9 protein-coding genes and 6 pseudogenes are annotated in these 14,654 nt (G+C 45.3%); 7 read left to right on the top strand and 8 right to left on the bottom strand.

Annotation, left to right across the window (positions count from 1 at the left end):
- The first annotated feature begins 258 nt into the window (after window positions 1-258).
- The 5 genes and pseudogenes from FTU50_RS14035 (at window position 259) to FTU50_RS14015 (ending at window position 7,985) form a co-directional block, all read left to right on the top strand.
- Window positions 259-1,080: a TnsA endonuclease N-terminal domain-containing protein gene (locus FTU50_RS14035; protein ID WP_001029679.1), complete on the top strand. Its 822-nt coding sequence runs from the start codon at window positions 259-261 to the stop codon at window positions 1,078-1,080.
- Window positions 1,067-3,175: a DDE-type integrase/transposase/recombinase gene (locus FTU50_RS14030; protein ID WP_000267723.1), complete on the top strand. Its 2,109-nt coding sequence runs from the start codon at window positions 1,067-1,069 to the stop codon at window positions 3,173-3,175. Before FTU50_RS14035 ends, FTU50_RS14030 begins: the two co-directional genes overlap by 14 nt.
- Window positions 3,172-4,839: an AAA family ATPase gene (locus FTU50_RS14025; RefSeq protein WP_001276994.1), complete on the top strand. Its 1,668-nt coding sequence runs from the start codon at window positions 3,172-3,174 to the stop codon at window positions 4,837-4,839. The genes FTU50_RS14030 and FTU50_RS14025 overlap by 4 nt, the downstream gene beginning before the upstream one ends.
- Window positions 4,840-4,841: 2 nt before the next feature.
- Window positions 4,842-6,368, top strand: a pseudogene (locus tag FTU50_RS14020) (TnsD family Tn7-like transposition protein).
- Window positions 6,369-7,985: a Tn7-like element transposition protein TnsE gene (locus tag FTU50_RS14015; protein WP_000251879.1), complete on the top strand. Its 1,617-nt coding sequence runs from the start codon at window positions 6,369-6,371 to the stop codon at window positions 7,983-7,985.
- A 55-nt stretch (window positions 7,986-8,040) separates the two neighbouring features.
- On the opposite strand, the pseudogene FTU50_RS14010 reads toward FTU50_RS14015, so the two are convergent.
- The 7 genes and pseudogenes from FTU50_RS14010 to dfrA1 all read right to left on the bottom strand — a co-directional run.
- Window positions 8,041-8,193, bottom strand: a pseudogene (locus FTU50_RS14010) (IS256 family transposase); the annotation flags it as partial.
- Between the two features lie 22 nt (window positions 8,194-8,215).
- Window positions 8,216-8,593 carry a hypothetical protein gene (locus FTU50_RS14005; protein WP_001271300.1) on the bottom strand — a complete coding sequence of 126 codons (378 nt, stop codon included), beginning with the start codon at window positions 8,591-8,593 and terminating at the stop codon, window positions 8,216-8,218.
- Window positions 8,594-9,002: 409 nt separating this feature from the next.
- Window positions 9,003-9,194, bottom strand: a pseudogene (locus FTU50_RS15730) (hypothetical protein); the annotation flags it as partial.
- A 254-nt stretch (window positions 9,195-9,448) separates the two neighbouring features.
- Window positions 9,449-9,946, bottom strand: coding sequence for a hypothetical protein (locus FTU50_RS13995; protein ID WP_001444089.1), 498 nt, complete (start codon window positions 9,944-9,946; stop codon window positions 9,449-9,451).
- Between the two features lie 28 nt (window positions 9,947-9,974).
- A pseudogene (gene aadA1 / locus FTU50_RS13990) lies at window positions 9,975-10,810 on the bottom strand (ANT(3'')-Ia family aminoglycoside nucleotidyltransferase AadA1).
- Window positions 10,811-10,867: 57 nt separating this feature from the next.
- The gene (sat2, locus tag FTU50_RS13985; RefSeq protein ID WP_000704156.1) at window positions 10,868-11,392 is read right to left on the bottom strand and encodes a streptothricin N-acetyltransferase Sat2; all 525 of its coding nucleotides are present in this window, start codon (window positions 11,390-11,392) and stop codon (window positions 10,868-10,870) included.
- A gap of 94 nt (window positions 11,393-11,486) precedes the next feature.
- Complete coding sequence (dfrA1, locus tag FTU50_RS13980; RefSeq protein ID WP_000777554.1) at window positions 11,487-11,960, bottom strand: trimethoprim-resistant dihydrofolate reductase DfrA1; 474 nt, start codon at window positions 11,958-11,960, stop codon at window positions 11,487-11,489.
- A 331-nt stretch (window positions 11,961-12,291) separates the two neighbouring features.
- On the opposite strand from dfrA1, the pseudogene intI2 reads away from it, so the two are divergent.
- Window positions 12,292-13,269: pseudogene (gene intI2, locus FTU50_RS13975) on the top strand (class 2 integron integrase IntI2).
- Between the two features lie 187 nt (window positions 13,270-13,456).
- On the opposite strand, the gene FTU50_RS13970 reads toward intI2, so the two are convergent.
- Window positions 13,457-13,696, bottom strand: coding sequence for a BrxA family protein (locus FTU50_RS13970; RefSeq protein ID WP_001353740.1), 240 nt, complete (start codon window positions 13,694-13,696; stop codon window positions 13,457-13,459).
- 510 nt (window positions 13,697-14,206) lie between these two features.
- Here FTU50_RS13970 and FTU50_RS13965 point away from each other — a divergent pair.
- Window positions 14,207-14,654: pseudogene (locus tag FTU50_RS13965) on the top strand (transposase); the annotation flags it as partial.

The raw sequence follows: 14,654 nt of genomic DNA, 5'->3' as shown, positions 1-14,654 counted from the left end.
GGTTTCTGCCCGAGCTGTGGGGCGCGGCGGATGGCCGAAAGTGCCGCCTTGCTGGTTGATGAAGTACTGCCTGAACAACCCATGCGTCAGTGGGTGTTGAGCTTCCCGTTTCAGCTGCGTTTCCTGTGGGCGGACAATAAAGTCTTAAACTGAACAAAATAGATCTAAACTATGACAATAAAGTCTTAAACTAGACAGAATAGTTGTAAACTGAAATCAGTCCAGTTATGCTGTGAAAAAGCATACTGGACTTTTGTTATGGCTAAAGCAAACTCTTCATTTTCTGAAGTGCAAATTGCCCGTCGTATTAAAGAGGGGCGTGGCCAAGGGCATGGTAAAGACTATATTCCATGGCTAACAGTACAAGAAGTTCCTTCTTCAGGTCGTTCCCACCGTATTTATTCTCATAAGACGGGACGAGTCCATCATTTGCTATCTGACTTAGAGCTTGCTGTTTTTCTCAGTCTTGAGTGGGAGAGCAGCGTGCTAGATATACGCGAGCAGTTCCCCTTATTACCTAGTGATACCAGGCAGATTGCAATAGATAGTGGTATTAAGCATCCTGTTATTCGTGGTGTAGATCAGGTTATGTCTACTGATTTTTTAGTGGACTGCAAAGATGGTCCTTTTGAGCAGTTTGCTATTCAAGTCAAACCTGCAGCAGCCTTACAAGACGAGCGTACCTTAGAAAAACTAGAACTAGAGCGTCGCTATTGGCAGCAAAAGCAAATTCCTTGGTTCATTTTTACTGATAAAGAAATAAATCCCGTAGTAAAAGAAAATATTGAATGGCTTTATTCAGTGAAAACAGAAGAAGTTTCTGCGGAGCTTTTAGCACAACTATCCCCATTGGCCCATATCCTGCAAGAAAAAGGAGATGAAAACATTATCAATGTCTGTAAGCAGGTTGATATTGCTTATGATTTGGAGTTAGGCAAAACATTGAGTGAGATACGAGCCTTAACCGCAAATGGTTTTATTAAGTTCAATATTTATAAGTCTTTCAGGGCAAATAAGTGTGCAGATCTCTGTATTAGCCAAGTAGTGAATATGGAGGAGTTGCGCTATGTGGCAAATTAATGAGGTTGTGCTATTTGATAATGATCCGTATCGCATTTTGGCTATAGAGGATGGCCAAGTTGTCTGGATGCAAATAAGCGCTGATAAAGGAGTTCCACAAGCTAGGGCTGAGTTGTTGCTAATGCAGTATTTAGATGAAGGCCGCTTAGTTAGAACTGATGACCCTTATGTACATCTTGATTTAGAAGAGCCGTCTGTAGATTCTGTCAGCTTCCAGAAGCGCGAGGAGGATTATCGAAAAATTCTTCCTATTATTAATAGTAAGGATCGTTTCGACCCTAAAGTCAGAAGCGAACTCGTTGAGCATGTGGTCCAAGAACATAAGGTTACTAAGGCTACAGTTTATAAGTTGTTACGCCGTTACTGGCAGCGTGGTCAAACGCCTAATGCATTAATTCCTGACTACAAAAACAGCGGTGCACCAGGGGAAAGACGTTCAGCGACAGGAACAGCAAAGATTGGCCGAGCCAGAGAATATGGTAAGGGTGAAGGAACCAAGGTAACGCCCGAGATTGAACGCCTTTTTAGGTTGACCATAGAAAAGCACCTGTTAAATCAAAAAGGTACAAAGACCACCGTTGCCTATAGACGATTTGTGGACTTGTTTGCTCAGTATTTTCCTCGCATTCCCCAAGAGGATTACCCAACACTACGTCAGTTTCGTTATTTTTATGATCGAGAATACCCTAAAGCTCAGCGCTTAAAGTCTAGAGTTAAAGCAGGGGTATATAAAAAAGACGTACGACCCTTAAGTAGTACAGCCACTTCTCAGGCGTTAGGCCCTGGGAGTCGTTATGAGATTGATGCCACGATTGCTGATATTTATTTAGTGGATCATCATGATCGCCAAAAAATCATAGGAAGACCAACGCTTTACATTGTGATTGATGTGTTTAGTCGGATGATCACGGGCTTTTATATCGGCTTTGAAAATCCGTCTTATGTGGTGGCGATGCAGGCTTTTGTAAATGCTTGCTCTGACAAAACGGCCATTTGTGCCCAGCATGATATTGAGATTAGTAGCTCAGACTGGCCGTGTGTAGGTTTGCCAGATGTGTTGCTAGCGGACCGTGGCGAATTAATGAGTCATCAGGTCGAAGCCTTAGTTTCTAGTTTTAATGTGCGAGTGGAAAGTGCTCCACCTAGACGTGGCGATGCTAAAGGCATAGTGGAAAGCACTTTTAGAACACTACAAGCCGAGTTTAAGTCCTTTGCACCTGGCATTGTAGAGGGCAGTCGGATCAAAAGCCATGGTGAAACAGACTATAGGTTAGATGCATCTCTGTCGGTATTTGAGTTCACACAAATTATTTTGCGTACGATCTTATTCAGAAATAACCATCTGGTGATGGATAAATACGATCGAGATGCTGATTTTCCTACAGATTTACCGTCTATTCCTGTCCAGCTATGGCAATGGGGTATGCAGCATCGTACAGGTAGTTTAAGGGCTGTGGAGCAAGAGCAGTTGCGAGTAGCGTTACTGCCTCGCCGAAAGGTCTCTATTTCTTCATTTGGCGTTAATTTGTGGGGTTTGTATTACTCGGGGTCAGAGATTCTGCGTGAGGGTTGGTTGCAGCGGAGCACTGATATAGCTAGACCTCAACATTTAGAAGCGGCTTATGACCCAGTGCTGGTTGATACGATTTATTTGTTTCCGCAAGTTGGCAGCCGTGTATTTTGGCGCTGTAATCTGACGGAACGTAGTCGGCAGTTTAAAGGTCTCTCATTTTGGGAGGTTTGGGATATACAAGCACAAGAAAAACACAATAAAGCCAATGCGAAGCAGGATGAGTTAACTAAACGCAGGGAGCTTGAGGCGTTTATTCAGCAAACCATTCAGAAAGCGAATAAGTTAACGCCCAGTACTACTGAGCCCAAATCAACACGCATTAAGCAGATTAAAACTAATAAAAAAGAAGCCGTGACCTCGGAGCGTAAAAAACGTGCGGAGCATTTGAAGCCAAGCTCTTCAGGTGATGAGGCTAAAGTTATTCCTTTCAACGCAGTGGAAGCGGATGATCAAGAAGATTACAGCCTACCCACATACGTGCCTGAATTATTTCAGGATCCACCAGAAAAGGATGAGTCATGAGTGCTACCCGGATTCAAGCAGTTTATCGTGATACGGGGGTAGAGGCTTATCGTGATAATCCTTTTATCGAGGCCTTACCACCATTACAAGAGTCAGTGAATAGTGCTGCATCACTGAAATCCTCTTTACAGCTTACTTCCTCTGACTTGCAAAAGTCCCGTGTTATCAGAGCTCATACCATTTGTCGTATTCCAGATGACTATTTTCAGCCATTAGGTACGCATTTGCTACTAAGTGAGCGTATTTCGGTCATGATTCGAGGTGGCTACGTAGGCAGAAATCCTAAAACAGGAGATTTACAAAAGCATTTACAAAATGGTTATGAGCGTGTTCAAACGGGAGAGTTGGAGACATTTCGCTTTGAGGAGGCACGATCTACGGCACAAAGCTTATTGTTAATTGGTTGTTCTGGTAGTGGGAAGACGACCTCTCTTCATCGTATTCTAGCCACGTATCCTCAGGTGATTTACCATCGTGAACTCAATGTAGAGCAGGTGGTGTATTTGAAAATAGACTGCTCGCATAATGGTTCGCTAAAAGAAATCTGCTTGAATTTTTTCAGAGCGTTGGATCGAGCCTTGGGCTCGAACTATGAGCGTCGTTATGGCTTAAAACGTCATGGTATAGAAACCATGTTGGCTTTGATGTCGCAAATAGCCAATGCACATGCTTTAGGGTTGTTGGTTATTGATGAAATTCAGCATTTAAGCCGCTCTCGTTCGGGTGGATCTCAAGAGATGCTGAACTTTTTTGTGACGATGGTGAATATTATTGGCGTACCAGTGATGTTGATTGGTACCCCTAAAGCACGAGAGATTTTTGAGGCTGATTTGCGGTCTGCACGTAGAGGGGCAGGGTTTGGAGCTATATTCTGGGATCCTATACAACAAACGCAACGTGGAAAGCCCAATCAAGAGTGGATCGCTTTTACGGATAATCTTTGGCAATTACAGCTTTTACAACGCAAAGATGCGCTGTTATCGGATGAGGTCCGTGATGTGTGGTATGAGCTAAGCCAAGGAGTGATGGACATTGTAGTAAAACTTTTTGTACTCGCTCAGCTCCGTGCGCTAGCTTTAGGCAATGAGCGTATTACCGCTGGTTTATTGCGGCAAGTGTATCAAGATGAGTTAAAGCCTGTGCACCCCATGCTAGAGGCATTACGCTCGGGTATCCCAGAACGCATTGCTCGTTATTCTGATCTAGTCGTTCCCGAGATTGATAAACGGTTAATCCAACTTCAGCTAGATATCGCAGCGATACAAGAACAAACACCAGAAGAAAAAGCCCTTCAAGAGTTAGATACCGAAGATCAGCGTCATTTATATCTGATGCTGAAAGAGGATTACGATTCAAGCCTGTTAATTCCCACTATTAAAAAAGCGTTTAGCCAGAATCCAACGATGACAAGACAAAAGTTACTGCCTCTTGTTTTGCAGTGGTTGATGGAAGGCGAAACGGTAGTGTCAGAACTAGAAAAGCCCTCCAAGAGTAAAAAGGTTTCGGCTATAAAGGTAGTCAAGCCCAGCGACTGGGATAGCTTGCCTGATACGGATTTACGTTATATCTATTCACAACGCCAACCTGAAAAAACCATGCATGAACGGTTAAAAGGGAAAGGGGTAATAGTGGATATGGCGAGCTTATTTAAACAAGCAGGTTAGCCATGAGAAACTTTCCTGTTCCGTACTCGAATGAGCTGATTTATAGCACTATTGCACGGGCAGGCGTTTATCAAGGGATTGTTAGTCCTAAGCAGCTGTTGGATGAGGTGTATGGCAACCGCAAGGTGGTCGCTACCTTAGGTCTGCCCTCGCATTTAGGTGTGATAGCAAGACATCTACATCAAACAGGACGTTACGCTGTTCAGTAGCTTATTTATGAGCATACCTTATTCCCTTTATATGCTCCGTTTGTAGGCAAGGAGCGCCGAGACGAAGCTATTCGGTTAATGGAGTACCAAGCGCAAGGTGCGGTGCATTTAATGCTAGGAGTCGCTGCTTCTAGAGTTAAGAGCGATAACCGCTTTAGATACTGCCCTGATTGCGTTGCTCTTCAGCTAAATAGGTATGGGGAAGCCTTTTGGCAACGAGATTGGTATTTGCCCGCTTTGCCATATTGTCCAAAACACGGTGCTTTAGTCTTCTTTGATAGAGCTGTAGATGATCACCGACATCAATTTTGGGCTTTGGGTCATACTGAGCTGCTTTCAGACTACCCCAAAGACTCCCTATCTCAATTAACAGCACTAGCTGCTTATATAGCCCCTCTGTTAGATGCTCCACGAGCGCAAGAGCTTTCCCCAAGCCTTGAGCAGTGGACGCTGTTTTATCAGCGCTTAGCGCAGGATCTAGGGCTAACCAAAAGCAAGCACATTCGTCATGACTTGGTGGCGGAGAGAGTGAGGCAGACTTTTAGTGATGAGGCACTAGAGAAACTGGATTTAAAGTTGGCAGAGAACAAGGACACGTGTTGGCTGAAAAGTATATTCCGTAAGCATAGAAAAGCCTTTAGTTATTTACAGCATAGTATTGTGTGGCAAGCCTTATTGCCAAAACTAACGGTTATAGAAGCGCTACAGCAGGCAAGTGCTCTTACTGAGCACTCTATAACGACAAGACCTGTTAGCCAGTCTGTGCAACCTAACTCTGAAGATTTATCTGTTAAGCATAAAGACTGGCAGCAACTAGTGCATAAATACCAAGGAATTAAGGCGGCAAGACAGTCTTTAGAGGGTGGGGTGCTATACGCTTGGCTTTACCGACATGACAGGGATTGGCTAGTTCACTGGAATCAACAGCATCAACAAGAGCGTCTGGCACCCGCCCCTAGAGTTGATTGGAACCAAAGAGATCGAATTGCTGTACGACAACTATTAAGAATCATAAAGCGTCTAGATAGTAGCCTTGATCACCCAAGAGCGACATCGAGCTGGCTGTTAAAGCAAACTCCTAACGGAACCTCTCTTGCAAAAAATCTACAGAAACTGCCTTTGGTAGCGCTTTGCTTAAAGCGTTACTCAGAGAGTGTGGAAGATTATCAAATTAGACGGATTAGCCAAGCTTTTATTAAGCTTAAACAGGAAGATGTTGAGCTTAGGCGCTGGCGATTATTAAGAAGTGCAACGTTATCTAAAGAGCGGATAACTGAGGAAGCACAAAGATTCTTGGAAATGGTTTATGGGGAAGAGTGAGTGGTTAGGCTAGCTACATTTAATGACAATGTGCAGGTTGTACATATTGGTCATTTATTCCGTAACTCGGGTCATAAGGAGTGGCGTATTTTTGTTTGGTTTAATCCAATGCAAGAACGGAAATGGACTCGATTTACTCATTTGCCTTTATTAAGTCGAGCTAAGGTGGTTAACAGTACAACAAAGCAAATAAATAAGGCGGATCGTGTGATTGAGTTTGAAGCATCGGATCTTCAACGAGCCAAAATAATCGATTTTCCTAATCTCTCGTCCTTTGCTTCCGTACGCAACAAGGATGGAGCGCAGAGTTCATTTATTTACGAAGCTGAAACACCATATAGCAAGACTCGTTATCACATCCCACAGTTAGAGCTAGCTCGGTCATTATTTTTAATTAACTCCTATTTCTGTCGAAGCTGTTTGAGCAGTACCGCTTTACAGCAAGAGTTCGACGTTCAGTATGAGGTTGAGCGAGATCATTTAGAGATAAGGATCTTACCCAGTTCATCGTTTCCTAAAGGGGCGTTAGAGCAGTCGGCCGTAGTGCAGCTTTTGGTTTGGTTGTTTTCGGATCAAGATGTTATGGATTCGTATGAAAGTATTTTTAGGCACTATCAACAAAATAGAGAAATTAAGAACGGCGTTGAAAGCTGGTGCTTTAGCTTTGACCCTCCGCCCATGCAGGGTTGGAAATTACATGTAAAAGGACGTTCTTCTAACGAGGATAAGGATTATTTAGTTGAGGAAATAGTAGGTTTAGAAATCAACGCTATGCTTCCTAGCACAACAGCTATTAGCCATGCCTCTTTTCAGGAAAAGGAGGCAGGTGATGGTAGTACGCAGCACATAGCGGTTTCAACAGAGTCAGTTGTTGATGATGAGCATCTACAGTTGGACGATGAGGAAACAGCCAATATAGACACAGACACACGAGTCATAGAGGCTGAGCCGACATGGATAAGTTTTAGTAGACCTAGTCGAATTGAAAAATCTCGCAGGGCAAGAAAAAGTAGCCAAACTATTTTAGAAAAAGAAGAAGCAACAACAAGTGAAAATAGTAATTTGGTTAGTACTGATGAGCCACACTTAGGTGGTGTCCTAGCAGCGGCAGATGTGGGTGGGAAGCAGGATGCAACCAATTACAACTCTATTTTTGCTAATCGATTTGCTGCTTTTGATGAGCTACTTTCAATTCTAAAAACTAAATTTGCATGTCGGGTGCTTTTTGAAGAAACCTTGGTTTTGCCAAAAGTTGGGCGTAGCCGATTACATCTGTGTAAAGATGGCTCACCAAGAGTGATTAAAGCCGTTGGGGTGCAACGTAATGGCAGTGAATTTGTATTGCTAGAGGTGGATGCATCGGATGGGGTGAAAATGCTTTCTACCAAAGTGTTGAGTGGCGTTGATAGCGAAACATGGCGGAATGATTTTGAAAAGATACGGCGTGGAGTGGTGAAGAGCTCATTGAATTGGCCAAATAGTTTGTTTGATCAATTATATGGACAAGACGGGCATAGAGGGGTGAATCATCCAAAGGGGTTGGGGGAGCTGCAAGTATCGAGAGAGGATATGGAAGGGTGGGCTGAGAGAGTGGTTAGAGAGCAATTTACGCATTAAAGGAATGACTGAAAGAGCCTGTAAACCCTTTTGTGTAAGTGCTTTTGCCGGTCAGTTAAAGGTGGCCATTTAAACGGTCACCAAATTCGATCATAAAACGGTTCATGGCCGGCTTCCAGTTGCGGATCGGCATCGTCCATTTCTTGGTCGCCGCCTGGATAGCCAGGTACACCACCTTCATCGCTGATTCGTCCGTAGGGAACACCTTGAGTTCATATTAATGGAATTTTCTACAAATAGCCTCCGTGGTTTTGAGGGGGGATTACAGACGATCCATAGTAGTAATCCAATGAGTTCTTGAGCGCGGCGACATGTTTGGACGCCTTGGCAAAAATTAGAGCCTGCTTGAAGTGCAGGCGAGCACGTGCTTGGACGATTGATCCATTCGCGGTCAAAAACTCAATCTTGGATGACAGCGTGTCAGGAAATCCAATATCGAAGTCCCGCCCCGTGTCAAAGTAGGGCATTTCATGATCAAAGGACGAAGCTTCCCAGGCCACTTCCCTAATATTCCAGCCGCTAGAAACAAGATTTCGTACGACTTCATCAACTTTTTTGCTTTCCAACTTGTCACAAAGTGCATAGGCAAGAGCTTTGGCGGCAGACACGTGCGTTTCCTCTTAAACATAGGTCGAACGGATACCCGAGGCAAAGCGGAGCATTAGTCCCAAAGCATCTCCGGTAGATCCGGAGGCTCCATACTGAAGGCATGGCATCTTGGGCATTGATATTTGAAACTTCTCTCTAGATAGCAGGGATTTCTTGGCCTTGCCTCATGCTGATAGCTTGTAAATATCACACGATCCTTAGCCCCACAAAGTGAGCATACTCCGTAGCTTTCATTTATAGAAATCGTCGTTAGATTGTCGCAGCATGTGCACGTTCCGACTATTTGCTCAGGAAGCATCGCCATACCTTGGCCTAGGTAAAGAAGATCAGACTCGTAGCCACATCGGTGGCAACTGAGCTTGTACGCAATGCCCATCTGGTTGTCTCACCTGAATCGTAACGTCAGAGCTATTCATCCATCCATTCGGCATCAATGTATGCCACTAAGCCGACCAGCTGACCGTTTGGACTGAAGTATGTTGCCTGCACCCCACTTGACATCTCATCAATACCACCGCACTGCGCTAGGCGCCGGTCCCACTTGCCCACAGAAGCGTCAGGATCGGCTGAGTTCCCCAAGACCCTTGTGAGCCATGCCTTCAGTATGGAGCCTCCGGATCTACCGGAGATGCTTTGGGACTAATGCTCCGCTTTGCCTCGGGTATCCGTTCGACATAGTCTGGAATTCGGACGTACGTTCTGAACACAGCTGGATACTTACTTGGGCGATTGTCATACATGACATCAACAATGTACCCGTTTGTGTAACCGTCTCTTGGAGGTTCGTATGACACTAGTGGTTCCCCTCAGCTTGCGACTAGATGTTGAGGCCTAACATTTTATTAGAGAGCAGGCTAGTTGCTTAGATACATGATCTTCAGGCCGTTATCTGTCAGGGCAAGCGAAAATTGGCCATTTATGACGACCAATGCCCCGCAGAAGCTCCCATCTTTGCCGCCATAGACGCCGCGCCCCCCTTTTGGGGTGTAGAACATCCTTTTGCCAGATGTGGAAAAGAAGTTCGTTGTCCCATTGTTGGCAATGACGTAGTAGCCGGCGAAAGTGCGAGACCCATTTGCGCTATATATAAGCCTACGATTTCCGTTGCGACTATTGTCGTAATTGGATGAACTATTATCGTAGTTGCTCTCAGAGTTGTCGTAATTTGATGGACTATTGTCGTAATTGCTTATGGAGTTGTCGTAGTTGCTTGGAGAAATGTCGTAGTTGGATGGGGAGTAGTCATAGGGAAGACGAGCTTCATCCACTAAAACAATTGGCAGGTCAGCAAGTGCCTGCCCCGATGCCATCGCAAGTACGAGGCTTAGAACCACCTTCAACAGATCGCGCATAGTCTTCCCCAGCTCTCTAACGCTTGAGTTAAGCCGCGCCGCGAAGCGGCGTCGGCTTGAACGAATTGTTAGACATTATTTGCCGACTACCTTGGTGATCTCGCCTTTCACGTAGTGAACAAATTCTTCCAACTGATCTGCGCGCGAGGCCAAGCGATCTTCTTGTCCAAGATAAGCCTGCCTAGCTTCAAGTATGACGGGCTGATACTGGGCCGGCAGGCGCTCCATTGCCCAGTCGGCAGCGACATCCTTCGGCGCGATTTTGCCGGTTACTGCGCTGTACCAAATGCGGGACAACGTAAGCACTACATTTCGCTCATCGCCAGCCCAGTCGGGCGGCGAGTTCCATAGCGTTAAGGTTTCATTTAGCGCCTCAAATAGATCCTGTTCAGGAACCGGATCAAAGAGTTCCTCCGCCGCTGGACCTACCAAGGCAACGCTATGTTCTCTTGCTTTTGTCAGCAAGATAGCCAGATCAATGTCGATCGTGGCTGGCTCGAAGATACCTGCAAGAATGTCATTGCGCTGCCATTCTCCAAATTGCAGTTCGCGCTTAGCTGGATAACGCCACGGAATGATGTCGTCGTGCACAACAATGGTGACTTCTACAGCGCGGAGAATCTCGCTCTCTCCAGGGGAAGCCGAAGTTTCCAAAAGGTCGTTGATCAAAGCTCGCCGCGTTGTTTCATCAAGCCTTACGGTCACCGTAACCAGCAAATCAATATCACTGTGTGGCTTCAGGCCGCCATCCACTGCGGAGCCGTACAAATGTACGGCCAGCAACGTCGGTTCGAGATGGCGCTCGATGACGCCAACTACCTCTGATAGTTGAGTCGATACTTCGGCGATCACCGCTTCCCTCATGATGTTTAACTCCTGAATTAAGCCGCGCCGCGAAGCGGTGTCGGCTTGAATGAATTGTTAGGCGTCATCCTGTGCTCCCGAGAACCAGTACCAGTACATCGCTGTTTCGTTCGAGACTTGAGGTCTAGTTTTATACGTGAACAGGTCAATGCCGCCGAGAGTAAAGCCACATTTTGCGTACAAATTGCAGGCAGGTACATTGTTCGTTTGTGTCTCTAATCGTATGCCAAGGAGCTGTCTGCTTAGTGCCCACTTTTTCGCAAATTCGATGAGACTGTGCGCGACTCCTTTGCCTCGGTGCGTGTGCGACACAACAATGTGTTCGATAGAGGCTAGATCGTTCCATGTTGAGTTGAGTTCAATCTTCCCGACAAGCTCTTGGTCGATGAATGCGCCATAGCAAGCAGAGTCTTCATCAGAGTCATCATCCGAGATGTAATCCTTCCGGTAGGGGCTCACACTTCTGGTAGATAGTTCAAAGCCTTGGTCGGATAGGTGCACATCGAACACTTCACGAACAATGAAATGGTTCTCAGCATCCAATGTTTCCGCCACCTGCTCAGGGATCACCGAAATCTTCATATGACGCCTAACGCCTGGCACAGCGGATCGCAAACCTGGCGCGGCTTTTGGTACAAAAGGCGTGACAGGTTTGCGAATCCGTTGCTGCCACTTGTTAACCCTTTTGCCAGATTTGGTAACTATAATTTATGTTAGAGGCGAAGTCTTGGGTAAAAACTGGCCTAAAATTGCTGGGGATTTCAGGAAAGTAAACATCACCTTCCGGCTCGATGTCTATTGTAGATATATGTAGTGTATCTACTTGATCGATCAGGCTTTTGTATATCTCCCCACCACCTGAAACAATGACATGATCCGTTATTTTCTTTAGGTTGGTTAAAGCATCTTTAATTGATGGAAAGATCAATACGTTCTCATTGTCAGATGTAAAACTTGAACGTGTTACGACCGCATACTTTCGGTTGGGTAATGCTCCCATTGATTCAAAAGTCTTGCGTCCAACCAACAGCCATTGGTTATAGGTAATAGCTTTAAACAGGAGCTGTTCACCTTTGGCACTCCATGGAATATCAGGGCCATTCCCGATAACTCCATTCTTCGATATAGCTACCATTAGTGATAGTTTCACAATTCTTCCTCAGAGGTTAACATTTTATTAGTAAGCATGCTCGTTTTGTCACCCGCTGATGCTTACCGTTAATTAATATAATCACTTGTATTAAATAGACTTTCTTTAAAAATACAAGACACTCTGTTATTACAAATCGTGCATGCCGTCTATCCTGCTTGCACGATGCACATTATCTCACCCAAAGAACTCATAACATTTTAATTTATTTAGCATTAAATTAAAACTCTACCGGTAAACAAGCATCTCTAGGCGTAAAAAACAGGCACTTTTTTAAATCCCAGCTAGAATAGGCTGTATAGGCAGACAGTTGCAAGACAAGGAGCGTTTTATGTCTAACAGTCCATTTTTAAATTCTATACGCACGGATATGCGACAAAAAGGTTATGCGCTGAAAACTGAAAAAACTTACCTGCACTGGATTAAGCGTTTTATTCTGTTTCACAAAAAACGTCATCCTCAGACCATGGGCAGTGAAGAGGTCAGGCTGTTTTTATCCAGCTTAGCAAACAGCAGACATGTAGCCATAAACACGCAGAAAATCGCTTTAAATGCCCTAGCTTTTTTGTACAACAGGTTTTTACAACAGCCGTTGGGCGATATTGATTATATCCCTGCAAGCAAGCCTAGACGGCTACCCTCTGTTATCTCTGCAAATGAAGTGCAACGCATTTTGCAGGTTATGGATACTCGCAACCAAGTTATTTTTACGCTGCTGTATGGTGCAGGTTTGCGCATTAATGAATGCTTGCGTTTGCGGGTTAAAGATTTTGATTTTGATAATGGCTGCATCACTGTGCATGACGGTAAGGGTGGGAAAAGCAGAAACAGCCTACTGCCCACGCGCCTAATCCCAGCAATAAAATAACTCATTGAGCAAGCGCGGCTTATTCAGCAAGACGACAACTTACAAGGCGTAGGGCCATCGCTGCCTTTTGCTTTAGATCACAAATACCCTTCTGCTTATCGACAAGCGGCGTGGATGTTTGTCTTTCCCTCCAGCACGCTCTGCAACCACCCGTATAACGGCAAATTATGCCGCCATCATCTGCATGACTCCGTTGCGCGAAAGGCATTGAAGGCAGCCGTACAAAAAGCAGGCATCGTTAGCAAGCGTGTCACTTGTCATACATTTCGTCACTCGTTTGCTACGCATCTATTACAAGCGGGGCGTGATATTCGCACTGTGCAAGAACTCTTAGGGCATAACGATGTTAAGACCACGCAAATCTATACGCATGTGTTGGGTCAGCATTTTGCCGGCACCACCAGTCCTGCGGATGGACTGATGCTACTTATCAATCAGTAAAAGTAGATAAATATCTTTATGTAGCCCTGAGTAGCCCCTGATACTTTTTATGGTGAAAAAGATAAACAATCATAGAGGGGATAAATATGAGCCAGTTCTACCATTGTTCAGATAAGTTTAAGCAAGATACTGTCAATCACAGTGACCATTCATGGTCATTACACTTCCTCCAGTTGCCAGACAATGCCTAACATAAAAACGCAAAAGCCCAAAAGTCAGAGCTTAGGTGTTCTAGGCGTTTTCTAAGCGCTGAAGAAATACGTCTTACCGTAGATTGCGTGCGTTTCTGAAGCACATTTTCCTTATACATGGCTTTATCCCAGGCAGCTTCATCAAGCTCTTGGAGTAACAAGCCAGTAATAATGCGACACTCTCGGGTTTGTAGCGAGCCGCTGGTGAGATCGGAGTTATAGCGGAAAGGGGTCATTTGTAATTATTTGTGGGTGGAGGATAGTTAACTTATTATTGTAGTTGGAAGAGGCTGCTTTCCAAACATTAGCACCTCGTAATGCTTGTTACTGTATATTAATTTATGCTCTTAGCGCATGTTAATGGGCTATTACAATGCATAATGTCCACATCAAGATAACTGTGGCTTAACACCTGTACAAGCGAAAAAAATCAATCACCTGTCCGGAAATACGGGATCACTGTAAAGTGTTGGTGAGGCAGTCTAGGAGGGGGATTTAATTTGGGATACTGATGAAAGGATTATGATCAGTTGGATATAGGATCGTACTAAGCTGAGCGGCAGGTTAGCTAGATTAGTTAACCAGATAAGTGAAATCTAGTTCCAAACTATTTTGTCATTTTTAATTTTCGTATTAGCTTACGACGCTACACCCAGTTCCCATCTATTTTGTCACTCTTCCCTAAATAATCCTTAAAAACTCCATTTCCACCCCTCCCAGTTCCCAACTATTTTGTCCGCCCACATTTCCTGTTTGCCAGCCGGCCCGAGATCATGGGGTGGGTGCTGGGCATCGTTTACCGCGTCATTGCCACGCACCTGGTCAAGAAAGCGGGCCATACCCACCAAGTGGCCAAGACGGGCGCGGTCACCCTGATCCAGCGTTTTGGATCGGCGCTCAATCTGAATGTTCACTTCCACATGCTGTTTCTCGACGGTGTGTATGTCGAGCAATCCCACGGCTCAGCGCGTTTCCGCTGGGTCAAGGCGCCGACCAGCCCAGAGCTCACCCAGCTGACGCACACCATCGCCCACCGGGTGGGTCGCTATCTGGAACGGCAAGGCCTGCTGGAACGGGATGTCGAAAACAGCTATCTGGCCTCGGATGCGGTGGATGACGACCCGATGACACCCCTGCTGGGGCACTCGATCACTTACCGTATCGCTGTCGGTTCACAGGCGGGGCGAAAGGTGT

Source organism: Acinetobacter sp. YH12112, from assembly GCF_013418945.1.
In the GTDB taxonomy this organism is placed as follows: Bacteria; Pseudomonadota; Gammaproteobacteria; order Pseudomonadales; family Moraxellaceae; genus Acinetobacter; species Acinetobacter indicus.
The sequence above is the reverse complement of the archived record's forward strand: the minus strand, read 5'-3'. Positions and strand labels throughout refer to the sequence as shown.